General features: G+C 39.0%; 11 protein-coding genes and 1 tRNA gene. 6 read left to right on the forward strand and 6 right to left on the reverse strand.

The annotated features are described in order from the left end of the window. The first annotated feature begins 127 nt into the window (after window positions 1-127). The 4 genes from AC1DNH_RS05745 (at window position 128) to feoB (ending at window position 8323) form a co-directional block, all read left to right on the forward strand. Complete coding sequence (locus AC1DNH_RS05745) at window positions 128-2944, forward strand: outer membrane beta-barrel protein (protein WP_477582290.1); 2817 nt, start codon at window positions 128-130, stop codon at window positions 2942-2944. A gap of 174 nt (window positions 2945-3118) precedes the next feature. Further along, window positions 3119-5890 carry an outer membrane beta-barrel protein gene (locus AC1DNH_RS05750; protein WP_477607650.1) on the forward strand — a complete coding sequence of 924 codons (2772 nt, stop codon included), beginning with the start codon at window positions 3119-3121 and terminating at the stop codon, window positions 5888-5890. Between the two features lie 97 nt (window positions 5891-5987). Continuing rightward, the gene (locus tag AC1DNH_RS05755) at window positions 5988-6203 is read left to right on the forward strand and encodes a FeoA family protein (protein WP_055913318.1); all 216 of its coding nucleotides are present in this window, start codon (window positions 5988-5990) and stop codon (window positions 6201-6203) included. Between the two features lie 11 nt (window positions 6204-6214). Next, window positions 6215-8323, forward strand: coding sequence for a ferrous iron transport protein B (feoB, locus tag AC1DNH_RS05760; RefSeq protein ID WP_477625256.1), 2109 nt, complete (start codon window positions 6215-6217; stop codon window positions 8321-8323). Between the two features lie 716 nt (window positions 8324-9039). On the opposite strand, the gene AC1DNH_RS05765 is transcribed toward feoB, so the two are convergent. Further along, window positions 9040-9516, reverse strand: a complete 477-nt coding sequence (locus AC1DNH_RS05765; protein WP_025145395.1) for an Lrp/AsnC ligand binding domain-containing protein — start codon at window positions 9514-9516, stop codon at window positions 9040-9042. 346 nt (window positions 9517-9862) lie between these two features. On the opposite strand from AC1DNH_RS05765, the gene AC1DNH_RS05770 reads away from it, so the two are divergent. Together AC1DNH_RS05770 and AC1DNH_RS05775 are read left to right on the forward strand one after the other, a co-directional pair. Next, window positions 9863-10007 (forward strand) — tRNA-Asp (locus AC1DNH_RS05770). Between the two features lie 147 nt (window positions 10008-10154). Then, window positions 10155-11171 carry a LacI family DNA-binding transcriptional regulator gene (locus AC1DNH_RS05775; RefSeq protein WP_477581580.1) on the forward strand — a complete coding sequence of 339 codons (1017 nt, stop codon included), beginning with the start codon at window positions 10155-10157 and terminating at the stop codon, window positions 11169-11171. Between the two features lie 52 nt (window positions 11172-11223). On the opposite strand, the gene frr is transcribed toward AC1DNH_RS05775, so the two are convergent. The 5 genes from frr to nagA all read right to left on the reverse strand — a co-directional run bounded on the left by frr (window position 11224) and on the right by nagA (window position 18169). Then, complete coding sequence (gene frr, locus AC1DNH_RS05780) at window positions 11224-11787, reverse strand: ribosome recycling factor (protein ID WP_029279059.1); 564 nt, start codon at window positions 11785-11787, stop codon at window positions 11224-11226. Window positions 11788-11826: 39 nt separating this feature from the next. Then, window positions 11827-12531 (reverse strand): UMP kinase, encoded by a 705-nt coding sequence (gene pyrH, locus AC1DNH_RS05785; RefSeq protein WP_029279061.1) that lies wholly within the window; start codon window positions 12529-12531, stop codon window positions 11827-11829. Between the two features lie 172 nt (window positions 12532-12703). Next, window positions 12704-15973, reverse strand: coding sequence for a TonB-dependent receptor (locus tag AC1DNH_RS05790; RefSeq protein ID WP_477581579.1), 3270 nt, complete (start codon window positions 15971-15973; stop codon window positions 12704-12706). A 131-nt stretch (window positions 15974-16104) separates the two neighbouring features. Then, entirely contained in the window at window positions 16105-17067 is a 963-nt protein-coding gene (locus AC1DNH_RS05795) for an MBL fold metallo-hydrolase (RefSeq protein WP_477581577.1), read from the reverse strand. A 10-nt stretch (window positions 17068-17077) separates the two neighbouring features. Next, window positions 17078-18169 carry an N-acetylglucosamine-6-phosphate deacetylase gene (gene nagA, locus AC1DNH_RS05800; RefSeq protein ID WP_477607644.1) on the reverse strand — a complete coding sequence of 364 codons (1092 nt, stop codon included), beginning with the start codon at window positions 18167-18169 and terminating at the stop codon, window positions 17078-17080. Between the last annotated feature and the right edge of the window lie 28 nt (window positions 18170-18197).

An 18197-nucleotide genomic window follows, 5' to 3' on the forward strand; every position in this document is an offset into this window, starting at 1 on the left:
TTTAGATCTGATCGCCTACTAAAAGCTGTATTTAAAATGTTACCAAGCTTTTAACACACCTTAACAAACCTTTGCGCCTTTCCCTAGTCTGATAGCTTAGTTTTGTATTATAATATCTAATTTTTTGATGAAAAAAAACGTTCAGCGGGCAATATTCATTGTGCTCCTATTTTGTGGATATATTGCCCAGGCTCAAAATACTGGTTCAATAAGCGGTAAAGTAATTAACGCGAAAGATAAAAAGCCAGTCGACTTTGCTACAATAGCAGTTAAGAGCTTAAAAGATTCGAGTGTTGTTGCTTCAGGGCAAACCAATCCGGATGGATCTTTTAGTTTTAAGGGCATTGCGCCAGGTAAATATAGAATCTACTCCGCCTTTTTAGGTTTAAAAACAGCTACTAAAGATATAGAAGTGGCTAAAGCAGCAGTAAATGCGGGCGAAATTGCCATGAGCGACGATGGCGTTGATTTAAAAGATGTTAACGTTACCGCAACCATTCCAATTGTAGTAAAGAAAGACACCATTGAATTTGATGCCAAATCTATCAAGGTACGTGAAAATGCAGTTGTAGAAGATTTATTAAAGAAAGTACCAGGCGTAGAGGTGGCAAAAGATGGAAGTATTAAAGCCCAGGGCGAAACCATTACCAAAGTAAAGGTGGATGGAAAAGAATTTTTTGGAAACGACCCCTTATTGGCTACAAAGAATCTTCCTGCCGATATGGTTGATAAAATTCAGGTAATTGACGAGCTTTCCGAGCAGGCCCAGTTTACTGGTATTGATGATGGAACAAGAAATAAAATCCTGAACATTACAACCAAAAGCGGCATGAAACATGGTTATTTTGGAAACAGTACGGTAGGCTACGGTTCCAATGACCGATATGATGCAAGTTTGAACGTCAACAAGTTTGATGAAGACAGGCAGATTAGTTTTATTGGCCAGTTTAACAACGTGAACAAACAAAACTTTGGTCAGGGCGGTGGTGTAGGCAACGGATTTGGAGGCGGTGGTGGTCGTGGAGGCGGCGGTTTTGGCGGCGGTGGAGGCGGAAGTAGCGCTGGTGGAAATGGTGGTATCACCAATACAAATGCAGCGGGTTTAAACTTTGCAGATACCTATAAAGATGGGACCCAGTTTCAGGCCAGTTACTTCTTTAACAAAGCAACATCCGAACTGTTGCAGAATTCGCACACACAAAATCTTTTAGGTACAGGAACAACCGATATTAATCAAAAATTAGATAATACTACAGATCGGATCAACCATCGTTTCAATTTTATGGTTGATACTAAAATAGACCCTTCGTTATCGATCAAGATTCAACCCAATGTAACCTATACCGAAACTGATGGGAACAGCGTTACAGACTATACCCGAAATTTTATAACTTCATTAACAGAAGGTTTACAACGGAACACGACAACTGCAGCTACGCCTGCGTTTAGCAATAATTTATTAGTAAGAAAAAGTTTTAAACGTAGAGGTCGTACCCTTTCGTTAAACGTTAGTACCAGTATTAATGATAATAATGGTACGAATCTTAACTATAGAGATGAAACGATTACCACTGGTACTTCAAAGAGAGATTCATTAACCAACCAGTTGAATAATACAAGCAGTCATTCGATTAATAATACGACACGATTAGTTTATACTGAGCCCTTAAATAAAACCTTAAGTGTAGAATTTAATTACCAGAATGGGTATTCAAATAGCGATTCGCAAAGAGATGTTCTTAATTACAATCCTTTAACTTTGCAATATGACCTTGTAGACAATACTTTCTCGAATATTTATAATAACCGTACCCTTACCAATGCGGCAGGCGTTAGTTTAACAACAACAGAGAAAAAGTACAACTGGAATATTGGAGTAGCTGCACAGCAAACCAACAGGGTGAACACGAATTTAACTACTGGCTTAAAGCGTACGCAGAATTTTATTAATATTACCCCTTCAGCGCAGTTCAGGTATAACTTTAGCAACCGTAAACGCTTGTTTATTAATTATCGTGGTTCTACCACTCAACCAAGCATTGATCAGATTCAGCCAATTCCTGATAATACAAATTCGCAAACTATTTATGTAGGTAACCCAGCTTTAAAACCTTCTTTTAATAACCAGTTAAGGATTAATTTCAATAACTTTAATATTGAAAACGGTAGATTTTTCTTTGCAGGACTAAATTTGACACAAACTTTCAACAGTATCGGTAATAGTGTTGCACAGCTGCCTAGTGGTATTCAACAGGTGAGTTATGTTAATGTTGATGGTGTTTATGCAGGTAATGCTAATGCAACATGGTCTTTACCTTTAATGGCAGAGCGTAAATTAACCTTAAATATATCAGGTAATGGGGCTTATAACAGGAATGTAAATTACATTGTTCCACAGGGCGGTACCACATCAGTTAAAAACATTACCAATACGTATACCATTTCCAACGGTTATAAACTGGTTACCAACGTTGATAAATTTGATTTAACGGGGGGGATCACCGGTAGCTATACCAATTCATCCTTTTCAGCCCAACAATCTGCCAATACACAGTTTTATACCATTAATCCAAGCTTCGATGTAAGTTATGTATTGCCAGCCAATATCAGGTTAGCCATAGATATTGATTATTTCAGAAATTTTGGTGGTGGCGATCTGTATAACCAGGAATATACTATTCTTAATCCATACATCAGCCGTCAGTTCTTTAAAAACAGAGGTACATTTAAATTCTCTGTTAATGATGCACTTAACCAGAATACAGGAGTAAGCAGAACAGCTACAGGCACATCAATTCAGGATGTTAACTTTAATGTGTTAAAACGCTATTATATGTTGTCATTCACTTATTCGTTAACCCGTATTGGTGGCAGAACAATGAGTGGAGATATGCAGATGCCAGGTCAACGCGGTGGCGGTGGCGGTCAGCGCATAAGAATGTAAAGTATAATGCTTTAAATAATGAGAGTCCTGATGAAAATCGGGACTTTTCTTTTTATGCCCATTTCGTTTCCATATTAAATGTGTGATTGACATTTATGTATTTCAAATGTTACCAAAGTAAAATAAACCTTTGTAAAAGTCGCTAGTCTCTATGCTATAAACCAAACTAACCGAATGAAACAAATTTTTACGCTCCTACTTATTTTATCATCTTTTTATGTTTACGCTCAGAAAACGGGTTCAGTTAGCGGACGGGTTATTCAATCAAAAGATAAAAAACCGATCGATTATGCTTCTTTGGCTGTTAGAAACCTAACAGATTCGAGCATGGTTGGTGCTGTAAGTACCACCGAGGATGGGAAATTTGTTTTCAAAAACTTAAATCCGGGTACTTACAGACTTTATGCTGCATTTTTAGGCTTAAAGAATATCACAAAAGATTTTACAATCGCGGCAGATAAAACAGATGTGGCCTTGGGCGATATTGTTTTAGAAGGTGGTGCGATAGACCTTCAAACGGTTGATATTAAAGCAGAAATTCCGCCAATTGTAGTAAAAAAGGATACGCTCGAGTTTAATGCAAGCTCGTTTAAAGTGGTAGAGAATGCTGTAGTTGAGGATCTGTTAAAGAAATTGCCAGGAGTAGAGGTAGATAAGGCCGGAACAGTAAAAGCCCAGGGCGAAACCATTACAAAAGTTAAGGTAGACGGTAAAGAGTTTTTTGGGAACGATCCTTTATTGGCCACTAAAAATCTTCCGGCCGATATGATCGATAAAATTCAGATTATTGATGAACTGTCAGATCAGGCACAGTTTACCGGAATCGATGATGGTTCGAGAACCAAGATCATTAATATCACCACCAGAAAGGATAAGAAAAACGGTTATTTCGGAAACAGTTCTGGAGGTTATGGTTCTAACGACCGTTACGATGTAAATGCGAACATTAACCATTTTAATCAGGACAAACGCTTAAGCGTAATTGCACAGTTCAACAATGTAAACAAACAAAACTTTGGCGGTGGCTTGGGTGGAGGGAATGGCGGCAGTAATGGTGGCCGGGGCGGAATTACCGATACCAAAGCTGGCGGGTTTAATTTTTCGGATGAATATGCCGATCAAACCGAAATTAGCCTGAGTTATTTCGTTAATAAATCTGATAACCTTATTCTGTCGAACAGTGTAAGGCAAAATTTATTGGGTGATGAAACTACGGTTTTTAAGAACAATCAGGTCAATAATTCCGATCGTTTAAACCACCGCTTAAACTTTATGGTCGATACCAAGATTGATTCGCTAACCTCGCTTCGGATACAGCCAAATTTAAGTTATACCGATAACGAGAGCTTAAACAACAGCACCTATACCCGCGATTTTAATAAGTATATGATTACCGGGTCACAATTGTTAAGAAATCATAATACTGCACCATCCATTAGTAACAACATTTTATTGCGTAAAAAATTTATGCGTAGGGGGAGAACACTTTCATTAAACTTCAGTACCAATATCAACAATAACGATGCTGATAATTACAATACAAATCCTGAAACCAGAAAAGAAAACGGAACTACCACTCAAAAAACGACCGACCAGTTTAACGATCAGGAGAGCGAGTCCATCAACCAGAATACAAGATTGGTATATACCGAGCCCCTGGATAAAACCTTGAGCCTGGAGTTTAATTATCAGAACGGTTATAACCACAATACATCCGATCGTTTTACCTATAATTTCAATCCAGCTACCTTACAATACGATTTATTGGATGAAACCTTTAGCAATGCTTACGAAAATACCATTTTAACCAACTCGGCAGGTTTTAGCTTTAATAAAATGGCGAAAAAATACAATTGGAATGTCGGTGTGGCGGTTCAGAATACTGATCGCACAAATAACAATATCAGTAAGGGATTTGTACTCAAGCAGAACGTTTTCAACTATACGCCCTCGGCCATGTTCAGGTATAATTTTAGCAACAGTAAACGCATGGTGTTTAACTATAGGGGCAGCACAAACCAACCAACCATTCAGCAGTTGCAGCCGATCCGGAACAATACCAACACACAAAGTATCCCCGTTGGTAACCCTGATCTGAAGCCCGAATTCAATAATACCCTTCGCGTAGCCTACAATACGTTTACCGTCGGAAAAAACAGGTCCTTATTCGTCAATTTAAACCTAACCCAAACTTCAAACCGGATTGCGAATAGCAGTAGCTTAATTCAAAGCGGCGAAGACCAGGGAAAACTGGCTATTACTCCGGTGAATGTAAACGGTGTTTACTCGGGGTCTATTTCCTCTTCATTAAGTTTGCCGATTATGGCAGAGAATAAGCTGAACTTTCATATCAATGTTAGTGGTAGTTATGATAGGGATGTAAACTTTACCAATGCTTTAAAAAATATTACCAATAGCTGGTCTATTACCAATGGTTATCGCTTGGTTTCCAATTTAGATAAGCTCGATTTAACAGCTGGTTTAAATGGTTCGATTAACCGTGCAACCTATTCGGTTCAGCCTAATTCTAATACGCGTTATTATACCTTTAGTCCAAATGTGAGTGTAAGTTATTTATTCCCAGGAAATATCCGCTGGGCAATAGATGCCGATTATAACCAGAATACCGGAAGAGGAGAGGGTTTCGATACACATTTTACACTCGTAAATTCTTACATCAGCAAACAGTTCTTTAAAAACAGGGGAACCTTTAAAGCGGCGGTAAACGATTTGCTGAACGAAAACCAGGGCGTAAGCCGTACAGCCAATAACAATACCATTCAGGATGTAAGTTATAATGTACTGCAGCGTTATTTTATGTTTTCGTTTACCTATTCACTTAACCGCATGGGGGGTAAAAACCGCATCAGGGGAGGCGAAGAGGGTGGCAGGAAGCGTGGAGGTAATGGCGGTGGCGGCTTTGGCGGGGGCAGACAGCGGAACTAGATCATTTTAGGGTAAAGCTGTGTAATTTATATCCCACACACGACTATCTTATTTGGAATAAATCTAAAGAAAGGTTAACTTGCGCCAAATTTAGCACATGAAACTGTCGCACCTAAAAGTTGGAGAAAAAGGAACAATTGTAGCTTTTACAGATTTAGATATGTCTGTAAAGTTAATGGAGATGGGCTGCTTGCCGGGTGAGGTGGTAGAAGTAGAGCGTTTTGCTCCTCTGGGCGATCCAATGGCGATCCGTGTTGCTGGTTATCAGCTTTGCTTGCGTAAAAGCGAAGCCGATGTTATCATTATTCAATAAAAAAGCTGGGTTTGGATATTAAAGTTGCGTTAGTTGGTAATCCCAATACAGGTAAATCTACTTTATTTAACCGTTTAACAGGGTTAAATCAAAAAATCGGAAATTTTCCAGGCATTACTGTTGATAAGAAAACAGGTTTTACAAAACTTGCCAATAGTAAAGAAGCCGAAATAATAGATTTACCGGGAACGTATAGTTTATATCCGAAAAGTGCTGATGAAAGCATCGTTTTTCAAGTACTTGCCGATAAAAAAAACAATAGCCATCCTGATGTTATTGTCCTCATTGCCGATGCTTCCAATTTAAAGCGCAATATGCTTTTGTATTCGCAAGTGGCAGATTTAGGCATTCCTATGATTTTGGCCCTGAATATGATCGATCTTTCGGATAAACAAGGGATCGAGATCAATCTGGATAAACTTGCAGCGAAACTGGGCGTCCAGGTGGTTCCCATTTCAGCACGGAATAACATTGGGATTGACAAACTAAAAAAGGCTATTGCCAATACCAATAAAATTGCCACACAGCTCCAGGATGTAGATGTGAATTTTCTGGCTCCTGAAGCTATTAATGCCATAAAATCGAAACTTAATTCTGATAACGATTATTATGCGCTGCAGGTTTTGCACCAACATGAGCATTTAACTTTCTTTACCGAAAAAGAACAGGAAGAAATTGAAAATATAGAGCAGTCACACCATTTTGAGTCTTCAAAAATTCAGGCTGCAGAAACCATTGCCAGGTACAAACACCTCAGTACTATTTTATCTGATGTGGTTGTTGACAATGGTACCGAAAAGAAATTTTCTTTCAGCGATAAATTAGATGCTATTTTAACCCATAAAGTATGGGGATTTGCCATTTTCTTGCTGATTCTTTTTGTTATTTTCAATGCCATATTTGCCTGGTCATCTTATCCAATGGACTGGATTGAGACTGGTTTTGGTTTTATAACGAGTACCGGTCACGAATATTTGCCGGCGGGCATGCTTACCGATCTGTTATTGGATGGTGTTGTTGCCGGGCTAGGCGGCATATTCGTGTTTATCCCACAGATTGCAATCCTTTTTGCCTTTATATCCATTTTGGAAGATACCGGCTACATGGCCCGTGTTACCTTTATGATGGATAAAATTATGAGTAAGGTTGGCCTTAACGGTAAATCGGTGGTGCCGATGATAGGTGGTTTAGCCTGTGCAGTTCCGTCTATTATGGCTGCCAGAAATATCGAAAACTGGAAAGACAGGATGATTACCATCATGGTTACCCCATTGGTAAGCTGTTCGGCAAGGCTTCCGGTGTATATTTTAATCATTTCGTTAATTATTCCTTCTCAAACCGTTTTAGGTGTTTTTAACCTGCAGGGGCTGGCGCTAATGGTGATGTACCTGGTAGGGATTATTGCTGCGGTACTGGTGGCCTGGGTAATGAAATTCATCATCAAAACCAAAGAAAGATCTTATTTTATCATGGAGCTGCCGGTTTATCGCATGCCAAGGTGGAAAAATGTGTTCTACACCATGTACGAGAAATCAAAAACTTTTGTTTTCGAAGCGGGTAAGGTAATCATTGCCATTTCCATCATTCTTTGGGTAATGGCCTCTTTTGGGCCAGGAAGCCGTTTCGAAAGTATCGATAAAAAATACGAATCTGCTCTGGCCGATACTACAAAAAATACAGATCACATTAAAACCCTGGTGGCTACCGAGAAATTGGAAAATTCTTATGTGGGCATTCTTGGCCATTGGATTGAGCCTGCCATCCGCCCTCTGGGTTACGATTGGAAAATTGGTATTGGTTTAATTACCTCCTTTGCTGCCCGCGAAGCTTTTGTAGGTACTATGGCTACGATTTATAGCGTCGATGGCGGTGATGAGGATACAAGCACCATTAGAGAACGCATGTCTGCCTCGGTTAACAGTCGCACCGGTTTGCCTGTATATACTTTTGCTACCGGCATTTCATTAATGCTTTTTTATGCTTTTGCCATGCAATGTATGAGCACAGTAGCTATTGTATACCGCGAAACTAAAGGCTGGAAATGGCCGGTTATCCAATTGGCTTATATGACAGCCATGGCTTACGTTGCTGCGCTTGTTGCTTATCAACTGTTGAAATAGTGTTGTCTTTTTTCGTTTGTCATCCTGAGCGTAGTCGAAGGACTTTTTTATAAATATGATTATTAAGGTTAGGAGAGCAAGGCCTGTATAATTATTTGAGTTTCCTCCCGCTTTCCGTTTTACTTATCCCGATGAAATATCGGGATTGCGTGTTCACTCCAATCGGGTCTAGGTGGCTCGTTAGGTGGTGCTATTTTTGGCTGGGTGCTGTATAAACCTCAGTTCCTAAACCCGGTAGTAGCGGCAGCCCGATTCTTCATCGGCTATAGCGAATAACGGGACTACTGTTCCCGATTAATATTGAATGCTCATTTTCAAATAAAAAATTATATAAAAGCTATTAGGAGCGCAGCGCCTGTAAAACTATCTGGGTTTTTTCCCGCTTTCCGTTTTACTTTGCCTGCGGCTTCGTGTTCACTCCAATCGGGTCTAGGTGGCCAATTGAGTGCTGCTATTAATGGTTTGGGGCCTAGCTACACAAACCTTTGTTTCTAAACCCGGTAGTAGCGGCAGCCCCCTCCCGATTTTACATCGGGATTCATCGGGGCTATAGCGAATAACGGGACTACTGTTCCCAAAATCCCACTCAGCGTTCATTTCCTGATTATTAAGAATGACCAATAGCATTTTACCATATAAGGCATATGAGATCATTTAAGCTTCGTGTTCTTAATGAAATCTTTTTGCTTTAGTCTTTTACCTTTAGTCTTTCTGCTCTACCCCAGTTCAATCTGACGCTTAATGCTCTCTTCTAACGAGATTAAAGTCTCCGTACGCTGAATACCGTTCACGGCCTGTATTTCTTCGTTTAAAACGTGGCGTAAATGATTGGTATCCCTGCAGATAATTTTGGCAAACATACTGTAGGCACCGGTAGTATAATGCAATTCTACCACTTCTTTAATTTTGCTCAATTGTGCAACTGCATCTTTGTACTGGATTCCTTTCTCCAGGTAAATACCCAAAAAGGCACAGATATCATATCCAGCCTTCTGCGGATCAATGATTAAGTGCGAGCCCTTAATAATGCCCATTTCCTGCAGTTTCTTCATCCTAACGTGTATCGTTCCGCCCGAAACAATCAGATCTTTGGCGATTTCTGTATAAGGTTTAGTGGCATCCTGCATCAATTGTTTCAATATATCGATGTCGAGGTTGTCAATTTCTAAATTGGAATTGTCTTTTTTAAGCATATTTTTGAATTATGATAAGCGAATTTACGAATATTTATCAATATTATAAAAATAAAATTAAATGTTTAAAATATTTGCAAGGTATTGGTTGTTCCTTTACATTTGTATCAAGCAATTAACAAAAAGGAAACGTTCTTTCAAAATTGCATAACATAATGTAGGGTGGTGAAACAGGCAGACACACCTCCTTGTCTCGGTGGCGGAGAATAATGGGAATATACCGGTTTCGGTACTAACCACTCCTTGAAGGTTCGATTCCTTCCCCTACAGCGGCTTTAGTCCTAAGTCAAAAGTCCATAGTCTTTAGTAGACTTACGACTGCAGACTTTGGACTAATGACTAAAATTGTTGGGTGGTGAAATTGGCAGACACGCCTCCTTGTCTCGGTGGTGGGGAATAATGGGACAAACGCAGTTTATTGGGTTGACCACAAATTAATTTTTTGAACTGTAGCTAACTACCCCTTGAAGGTTCGACTCCTTCCCCAACAGCATTTTTTATGAATAATAAGTTAGTTAATTGAGCAATCCTGGATAGGTTGCTCTTTTTCTTTTTTAGGCTATTTTTTTCATAACTCTCCTATATTTATAGATATATTGTTATATTACCAATCAACTTTTATTCGTTCAATGCCTGTGATGAAGAAACGCGTTTCGATCAAAGATATCGCTAAACAATTAAATATTTCCATTACAACCGTATCGTTTGTAATTAATGGGAAAGCAAGAGAAAAAAATATTAGCGAATCGCTTACCAAAAAAGTTTTAGAACTGGTTGCTGAATTAAATTATCAGCCCAATACCCTTGCAACAAGTTTAAGAACAGGCAAAACAAAAATTATAGGCTTCTTGGTTGATGATATTTCTGAACCTTTTTTCTCGGGTATAGCACGCCGAATTGATGAAATTGCTTCGAGCCTTGGTTATAAGATACTTTTTAGCAGTACCAGAAACGATACCGAAAAGGCAATAGAATTGCTGCAGATTTTTAAAGACAGGCATGTTGATGGCTATATTATGGCCTTGCCTGAAGGTTTGGAAGAAGAAGTTAAAAAATTGATTCAAACAGATGCCCCAGTGGTACTATTCGATCGGTACGTACAGGATGTTAAAACAGATTATGTAATAATCGATAATCTAAGCAGTACCTACGAAGCTACCGAGCACCTCATTAAGAATAATTATAAAAAAATAGGTTTTGTAACCATTGATACTTTACAGCAGCAGATGGTAGACCGCTTGGCGGGTTACGAAAGTGCTGTAAAAAAATATAACTTGCCGGCAATTGTAAAGAAGATTAAATATGTAAACTCTGCCGAATCAATTGAGGAGATGATAAAGTTTTTTAAAGCAGAGAAACAGCTGGATGCGGTAGTTTTTGCTGCCAACTATATTTGTTTAGACGGTTTAAGAACTTTTAGAAAACTAGGTATTCAGATCCACAAGGATATGGCTGTTGTTTCTTTTGATGATTTCGAAATTCTGGAGTTTTGCGAGCCTCCGGTTACGGCTATTGCACAACCTCTTGAGGCGATTGCAGAAAACGTGATGAAAATTTTATTGAACAAGCTTAAGAAAGCAGGAAAGCCTGTCGAAAACATGCAGGTGTCGTTACCCACTATCTTAAACGTTAGGGGCTCAAGCGCAAAGCAATAAAAAAAGGGAATAGATCTTAGTCCATTCCCTTTCTGATTGTATTTTATACAGATTAAACTGTCATTACATCTTTTTCTTTAGCTTCGGCGTGTTTGTCAACCTTGATGATATAAGCATCGGTTAATTTTTGCACTTCGCCTTCACCTGTTTTAATCTCGTCATCAGAAACACCTTCGCCTTTCAGTTTTTGAATTTTGGTATTGGCATCTTTACGGATGTTACGAACGGTAATGCGGCCTCTTTCGGCTTCTTCCTTTACTTTTTTCACCAAGTCTTTTCTACGCTCTTCTGTTAAAGGCGGCACAACCAGGCGGATAACAATGCCATCATTTTGTGGATTGATACCAATATTGGCTACCTGAATAGCTTTTTCAATCGCGGTTAAAAGTGATTTTTCCCAAGGTTGGATTACGATTGTTCTGGCATCAGGCGTATTAATACTGGCTACTTGTGATAATGCTGTAGCTGCGCCATAATAATCCACGAAAATACCATCCAACATTCCAGCTGATGCTTTACCAGCTCTGATTTTAGTTAATTCAGATTCACAATGATCGATGGCTCTATCCATTGCAGATTGAGCATCCATTAATTGTAATTGTATGAGGTCGTTCATAATTGTGTGTATTTCTACAAAAATAATAATTTTTATTCCTTATTTAACCAGGGTTCCAATAGGTTCGCCATTGGCGATTTTCATGAAATTGCCATGTTTGTTCATATCAAACACAATAATCGGCACTTGGTTTTCTTCGCAAAGAGTAAATGCGGTCATATCCATTACATTAAGCCCCTTATCGTAAACTTCCCTAAAAGAAATTTCATCATATTTAGTGGCCAGCGGATCTTTTTCAGGATCGGCCGTATAAATCCCATCAACACGTGTTCCTTTTAGAACAACATCAGCTTTGATTTCGATAGCACGCAAAGCTGCTGCAGAATCGGTTGTGAAGTATGGATTTCCCGTTCCTGCACCAAAAATAACCACACGGCCTTTTTCTAAATGGCGAACAGCTCTTCTGCGGATAAATGGCTCACAGATCTGCTCCATTTTAATTGCAGTAAGTAACCGTGTTTTAATACCCACTTTTTCTAACGCATCTTGCAAGGCCATAGAGTTGATAACTGTTGCCAACATGCCCATATAATCGGCCTGTGCTCTGTCCATCCCACTTTTTTCGGCGCTTAAACCTCTAAAAATATTCCCCCCTCCAATTACGATTGCGATTTCTAAACCTTTATCGTGTACGGCTTTGATATCTTCTGCGTATTGTTTAACGCGTTCATTATCAATTCCATATTGTTTGTCGCCCATTAGCGATTCTCCGCTAAGCTTTAATAGGATGCGTTTGTATTTCATGACCTCAAAAATATTAACATTTTTTTAATACCAAGCTATGCTTTTTAATAATTGATGTAAATATTTAAATAGAAATACTGATTTAAAGAAAAAGGAACAATATCCTGAGATATTGCTCCTCTTATCATATTACTTTTATTACAGATGGCGAGCCATAATAATCTGTTTAACGTTAGTTAAAGATGTAACGGACACCAAACTGTGCCTGCCAGCGCGAAATCTGATCGGTAATATTTTTATACGTTGTAGTGTATGGAGTTAAATTTGCTTTGTCTTGATATGGAAAAGAATAAGTAGGTTTTCCTGATACAGCATCTAAACCTTTATATGCCAATAGCACGGCCGTATTGTATGTAGATAATGGAATATTTGGTGTTTGATACAAACCCCAATCACTATTTAGCATATTGCCCAGGTTAATAATATCTAATGTAAACTGAAGTGTATTTCTTTTTCCTTTAGGGCCAACAAAGAAATCCTGTGCGATGTGAAGATCGGCTCTTTTGAAATAAGACATGATGGCGCCGTTTCTTTTTGCAAATTCACCTCTGTGTTTGCTCAGGTAACTATCTTGGCTAATGTAGGCGTTTAACTGGTTCCAGATCTGTGCCGGTGTGCGGGTATCGCCAACAAAATCGGGAACCAAAGTAATGTCGCCTTGGTTTTGTGGGATGTAAAGCAGATCATTTGCTCCACCATCATTGTTAATGTCGCCAGATGAAACATAACTAAATGCACCATTATTGGCTGATTCGAAAATTAAACCGATTGTGGTTGCTGCATGTTTAAAATATTCTCTTTTGTAGCTTAATGATGCAATGACTCTATTTGGTTGGATGAAATTGGTGTTGGCTAAAACATCCGAGTTTGCATCTCCTGCAATGGCTCTTTGCGACCAAATTGAGCTTGCAGTAGAACCGCCATCATTAACAGATCGCGATTGACTATAAGTATAGGCCGCACTTGCATTAAATCCGTTTAAAAAAGATTTTTGTAGTTGGCCCGTGATGAAATACGAATAACCTTTTTTGGTATTCTGCATGTAAATAAACGGCGATATAGAAGGGTTTGCCGCAGTTGTACCAGTTTGTGTAGATTTTGCGGTATAACGTTGTTGTCCTTCAATACCTGGAAGTGTGATCAAACCTGTAGAATTATTAGGCAATGCTGCATTTGAGAAATTTACAGCATTGATATCTTTGGTATATGAGGCCTCTATGGTTGCAATGATACCCATTGGCAACTTCTGATCAACAGCAACGTTGGTTCTCCAGATTTGAGGGTATTTGAAATCTTTAGAAGTTGCGTCTACTTCATACGAAGTATTGGCATTAACTGTACCTGGAGCAGGGCGGTTTGCATTTACATTCGGATTAAAAATCAATCGGGGATCTCCAACGGTTGAAACAGTACTTGAGCTGAATAGTGTCCCGGTGTTAGAGGCCTGGTTAGAGATCCAAACATAAGGCACCTGACCAGTAAAAATCCCTGTACCGCCTCGCAACTGTGTTGTTTTATCGCCAAAAATATCATAATTGAAACCTACACGTGGAGAGAACAATAATTTTTTGTTTGGGAATTTTGAAATATCTACCTGCAAACCGTTTTGAAAGGTTAGTGCCGCCAAATTTGGATTTGGATCTAACTTGGTAGGGAAATAGGTATAATCTGCCCGTATACCGTAAGTTAATTTGAAATTATCGCTTACCTGATATTTATCCTGTGCGTATAAACTCAGGTTATAAGACGACATTTTTGCGAATGGAAATGCACCATCCGCCAATGCAGAATTACGGTAAGAATAACTTACAGCTGGTGCATTGTTCATAAAATCGTCGGCAGTTTTGAAATAATACAGACCATTATAGTTTGGTGCAAAACCATTTAAAAATTTATTCAACTGGTTACTAGTCCCAATGGTGATTTCGTGTTTACCAGCATAGATCGAGAAATCATCAGAAAACTGATAAATGTCGGAGTTTAATAAGTTGTTTGCTGTAAAAACTTCGTAGCCGAAACTCGTTAAAATGCCTCCGTTTCCGTTACCAATATCAACCATTGGTAGTTCAGCGCCATTTGAAGCCCGAAAATCTCTCAAGGCAGAATAACCAAGCGTTAATTTGTTCGACATGCTGTTCCCAATCCTGGTGTTTAACTCTACGATACCAATGTTAAAGTTATTGTTTATGGTGTAACTCGATCCAAAGTAAGGCATAGAGGTTGAAGAAGGCGAACGGCTACCATTTAAGCCCGCCGGAATACCCGAACCGCTGGCTACCACCTGTCTGTTCGATTTTAAGTAGAAATATTTCGCACTTAAAGTATTGTTAGCATTGATGTTCCAATCTATCTTCGCGGTTATTTTATCACTTTTCGTCTCGTATGGATAATTCTCGTATGGACCTGTGGCATAATTGTACTTGCTCATTAAATAGTTCGATAGCTTATCTAAGGTTGCCGCATCTGCTGCGGAAACATTGGCTCCTGATAAAGCTGGTCTTGAAGCTACAAAGGAGGTAGCAGGCGTGCTGATCCGCTCTTGTTCGCCCGAAACAAAGAAAAATAATTTGTCTTTAATGATCGGCCCACCAATATTTAAACCACGTTGATTATACTTGAAGTCTACAACTGGTATTTTTGTAACCCCCGCTGAGTAGCCTGTTAAATCGGTCCCTCTCGTATAGTAATAGGCCGAACCCTTAAAGTTATTTGTTCCCGATTTTACAATGGTATTGATGCCCGCACCGGTAAAAGATCCCTGACGAACATCGTAGGGTGCAATATCTACCTGAATTTGTTCAATCGCATCTAGTGATATCGGCTGAGAGTTCGCCTGTCCACCTAAACTACCAGATAGTCCGAACGAGTTGTTAAACAGGGCTCCATCCACAGTTAGGTTGTTATAAGAACCGCTTCTGCCACCAAAACTTAAACCGCCAACAGTAGTAGAATTGGCTGATGGGGTTAGTTTGGTAAAATCGGATAATGAACGGCTAATCGTTGGCAAATTATCAATCTGCTGCCGGGTTATGGTTTCCCTTGCCCCCGTTCTGGATGAGTTGATCACTTTATCCTGCGTTCCCTTTACTACAACATCGGCTAAGTTTTGCGATGTTTCGGTTAATGAAGCATCAACCCTTAAATCTTCTCCGATAGTTGTGCTCAGATTTTCTTTAACCAGTTCGTTGTAGCCGATATAGCTTATTTTAATGGTGTATGGCCCACCTACACGTACGTTCGGTAAGTTGTACCGCCCATCGGCCCTGGTAATTGTTGCGTATTTTGTACCTGAAGGAATATGCACAGCGGTAACTGTTGCACCGGGAATTACCCCCTTTTGATCTTTAACTGTACCAATAAATGATGCAGTTGTAACCCCCTGAGCAAAACCACCAATGGTTATTGCAAGCATAAATGTGAATAATAGTAGTAGTTTTTTCATTAGTTTATGTTTTTTTGTTAGTGATAAAGCAATTATAATCTGTTATTGCCCTATGGCTCTTAAAATTATGATGTTTTATTCACTTTTTTACAAAAATACACGCACTTAATACTGCTAATGTTCTATTTAAATTAATTAATTGTTAAGTACTTGCCCTGTTCGGGGAAAATCAGTGTTAAATCTTTCGATTTCTCTGAAATCAGTTGCTTTTTTACTTTTTTGGCAGTTTTCTGTGGCGGTTTAGTGTGTGTTACAATAAAAGATATTTTTTTAAAAGCTTTTGAATCAGTTAAACTTTCGAGTTTTGATAATTCACTATAAAAAAGCTTTGGTGTAAGGTGTCCGAATAATTGTTTATCAGGCTGTTCATTGGGGAAAGAAACCTCCAGGAAAATTGCTTTTAACTGTCCTGCATTAATAATCGGCGCTATGGTTTGCCATAAGCTGGCGAGTTTGTCCGATTTTTCAATTTCATCTGCGCCGGTATCTCCAAGGTACAATACATAACTATCATTGTGACTGATCAAAAAAGCAGTGCTTTTATATGGTTTTCCATGGCTTAGTTCAAAAGCCCTTACTTTCATTTCCGTTCCATCAAGCAGATAAGTTTCACCTTCATTAAGAGGTGAGTAGGTGTACTTTTTTAATTGTGGTTTCTCGCCTTCATTTGCGAAATTGGCCCAGGCATCCCATGTAAAGTATTTATCCCTCAAAATATTCAGCACCGAAGGTATTCCGTAGATGCTTTTGGATGTATCGGCCGGAGAGTTGATAATCAAACCTGCTACATGATCTAAATGGGCATGTGAGATCAAATATCCCTTAATCTGTTTTCGCTGAATCTCTTCGCTTATTCCTCTTAATGATTTATATTCAATGGCCTTTTGAATACCGGCATTTATGGTGCCTGCATCTAAACAAACATAATTTGCGCTACCTTTTGGAGCAATCATATAAGAGGATAAATTGCTCTCATCATCTCCGCCCTTCACTCCGAGGGGTATTATTGTAAAAGCAGTACCTATTTCTTGTCCCCAAGAATTACTGGTATAAACTGACAAGAATATTATCGCTGCGAGGATTTTTTTGAACATGTTAAATTAATTATATCGTTTCGCCTTTAAATATGACCTCTTTTAAATTCAGGTCATCATCAAGTACCAATAAGTTTGCCTGATGCCCGGTTTCTATCGTTGCAGTAAGATTTTCGATGCCGATCAATTGGGCAGGGTAGCGCGTTCCCATTTTAACCGCATCATTTAAGCTGATGTCACAATGTAATACACAATTTTTAACAGCTTCTAACATCGTGAGCGATGAGCCGGAAAGTGTACCATCAGGCATAACATATTTATTGCCTTTTTGAACATGCTGATACGGCCCTGTTGAACAAGCAGTAACCGCATCGGTGATGAGGAACAAACGTTCTTTTAAAAGTTTTTGGGCAAACTTAACTACTTCGAAATCCAGGTGCTGACCATCGGCAATAATGCTGGCCATAGCTTTGTCGTGGCTAAAAACAGCGGTTGGGATACCCGGTTCGCGGTGATGGATAGGACTCATGGCATTAAAAAGGTGTGTAGTGGTCTGGATGCCTTTGTTATAAGCAGTTATTGCCTCATCGAAGGTTGCATTACTATGCCCTAAAGAAACCACGACACCATGGTCTAGTAAGTATTGGATCACTTCATCATCTTGAATTTCCGGCGCTATCGTCATCATTTTAATTACGCCATCACCAAAATCAATTAATTTCTTAATTTCATCTAACGAGGCCTTTCGTACAAAGGCCGGAACATGGGCACCTAAGCGTTTTGGATTTAAAAATGGCCCTTCTAAATGTAGCCCCAAGAAATTTTTTGCAGCTATACGGTGTTCTTTAGCTGCTTTGATACATTCATCAAAAACTTCAGGAGAATTTGTTGCCATACAAGCTAAAAAGCCTGTAGTGCCTTTTTTAAGCAGCTCATTTTCCATGATGCTTAATGATTCGCTGCTTGGCTCGGCTGAAAATAACCTGTCGCCGGCACCATAAATCTGTAAATCTATAAAACCTGGTACAACGAGCGAATGGCTGGTTTCTTTGTTGTCGCTTGCCTTAATATTGGAAATTAGAGCGCCATTAATCATGATGTTCTGACTCTTTTTTAAATCGTTGCCCTTAAAATAGGAGGTATTGGAAATTACTTTAGGCATATCAAACGTTTGAGTAAATTTAATCTTA

Source organism: Pedobacter sp. 01N310 (assembly GCF_056399805.1).

Excerpts from the sequence above, each read along its gene's own strand:
- AC1DNH_RS05745 (WP_477582290.1), top strand. The coding sequence starts at position 128 with ATGAAAAAAAACGTTCAGCGGGCAATATTCATTGTGCTCCTATTTTGT.
- AC1DNH_RS05750 (WP_477607650.1), top strand. The coding sequence starts at position 3,119 with ATGAAACAAATTTTTACGCTCCTACTTATTTTATCATCTTTTTATGTT.
- AC1DNH_RS05755 (WP_055913318.1), top strand. The coding sequence starts at position 5,988 with ATGAAACTGTCGCACCTAAAAGTTGGAGAAAAAGGAACAATTGTAGCT.
- AC1DNH_RS05765 (WP_025145395.1), bottom strand. The coding sequence starts at position 9,516 with ATGCTTAAAAAAGACAATTCCAATTTAGAAATTGACAACCTCGACATC.
- AC1DNH_RS05775 (WP_477581580.1), top strand. The coding sequence starts at position 10,155 with ATGAAGAAACGCGTTTCGATCAAAGATATCGCTAAACAATTAAATATT.
- frr (WP_029279059.1), bottom strand. The coding sequence starts at position 11,787 with ATGAACGACCTCATACAATTACAATTAATGGATGCTCAATCTGCAATG.
- pyrH (WP_029279061.1), bottom strand. The coding sequence starts at position 12,531 with ATGAAATACAAACGCATCCTATTAAAGCTTAGCGGAGAATCGCTAATG.
- AC1DNH_RS05790 (WP_477581579.1), bottom strand. The coding sequence starts at position 15,973 with ATGAAAAAACTACTACTATTATTCACATTTATGCTTGCAATAACCATT.
- AC1DNH_RS05795 (WP_477581577.1), bottom strand. The coding sequence starts at position 17,067 with ATGTTCAAAAAAATCCTCGCAGCGATAATATTCTTGTCAGTTTATACC.
- nagA (WP_477607644.1), bottom strand. The coding sequence starts at position 18,169 with ATGCCTAAAGTAATTTCCAATACCTCCTATTTTAAGGGCAACGATTTA.